We start from the raw sequence: 1,445 nt of genomic DNA on the forward strand, positions 1-1,445 counted from the left end.
GTGGTGCGGACCGGGCACCGCAACGGCCACCGCGAGGCGACCATCAAGACGACGTCCGGCCCGGTGACGGTGGCCCGCCCCTGGCTGCGCGGCACCACTCAGAAGTTCGCATCGCGCCTGTTCGGGAAGTCGGTGACGCGGACGAACGCGCTGGAGTCGCTGGTGATCGCCTCATACGTGCGCGGCCTGTCCACCCGGGACGTGACCGGCACCCTGGCCGAGGCCCTCGGCTCGGACGCCGCCCTGTCGAAGTCCACGGTCTCCTCCATCTGCCAGTCCATACGCGGCGAGTACGACGCCTGGCGCGAGCGGGACCTGTCCGGCGTCACCCTGGACTACCTGTTCATCGACGCCTCGCACTTCCGGATGCACCCGAACGCTCCCGCGGAACCGGTCCTCGCCGCATGGGGCATCGACACCGACGGCAAGCCCGTCTTCATCGGACTGGAGGCCGCCGGCTCCGAGTCCCACGACGCCTGGACAGACTTCCTCCGAGGACTCCTCGACCGGGGCCTCGCCCCGCCACTGCTGGTGATATCCGACGGCGGCAGCGGCCTGATCTCCGCCTGCGAGCTCGTCCTGGGCCGCAGCCTGCGCCAACGGTGTCTGATCCACAAATGCCGCAACGTCACCTCGAAGGTCAGCCGCCACGACCTCGAGGCGGTGAAGAAGGACTTCTGGGAGATCTTCGACACCGGCGAGCTCGGCCTGCCGCCCGGGCAGAAGCTCGTCGAAGCCGTCCAGCGCCGCATCGACACCTTCACCGCGAAGTGGGAGAAGACCTACCCCGCGGCCGTCAAGTCCCTCCTGACAGACCGGGGCTCCCTCACCTCCTACCTGCGCTTCCCCGCCGAGCACCACAAGCGGATCCGCCACTCCAACTTCATCGAGCGGACCTTCGGCGAGACCCGCCGACGCGTCAAGGTCATCGGCCGCTTCCCCGGCGAGACCAGCTGCGTCAGCCTGGCCTTCGCCGTCCTGTCCCGCGCCGCAACCGGATGGCGCGGCTTCACCACAACCCCCACCGGCCTACGCCAACTCGAACGCATGCGCCATGACTTGCTCCACCCCGCCAACGCGGAAGTGATCCACCTCGCCCCGCCGGCCCGCGTGTCACTCACCAAGGCCGCGTAACATCAACCCCACGGAACCCCTCGTCGAGCCTTTTACACCGCTCCGAGGACGCGACCGCCCCTGGCCGGGGGCTGAACTGGGTTTCTGAGGTTTTAGGAATGGTTGATTACACCGTCGCTGTTGCTGGTGATGGTGACGTCGGGGCTGTGGAGGGTGATGGTGCCGTTGTCGGCGGTGATGTCCGCCGTGTCGTAGGCGTCCAGACGCACCCCGCCGGCTCTGGTCTCGATGATGACCCGGGCGTTGCCGCGGGCGACGAGATGGGCGTCACCGCCTACGGTGGTGATGGTGGCCTGCTCACGTGCGTAGAC

Annotated in this window: 2 protein-coding genes; one reads left to right on the top strand and one right to left on the bottom strand. The window is 68.3% G+C overall.

All coding sequences use genetic code 11. The annotated features are described in order from the left end of the window. On the top strand, positions 1-1,134 hold a 1,134-nt coding region (locus tag ACFVUY_RS43330; RefSeq protein ID WP_387737365.1), incomplete at its 5' end, for an IS256 family transposase. A 92-nt stretch (positions 1,135-1,226) separates the two neighbouring features. Here the strand turns inward: ACFVUY_RS43330 and ACFVUY_RS43335 are convergent. Beyond that, on the bottom strand, positions 1,227-1,445 hold a 219-nt coding region (locus ACFVUY_RS43335), incomplete at its 5' end, for a hypothetical protein (RefSeq protein WP_387737366.1).

This window comes from Kitasatospora sp. NPDC058063 (assembly GCF_042885395.1).
Classification (GTDB): domain Bacteria; phylum Actinomycetota; class Actinomycetes; order Streptomycetales; family Streptomycetaceae; genus Kitasatospora; species Kitasatospora lactacystinica.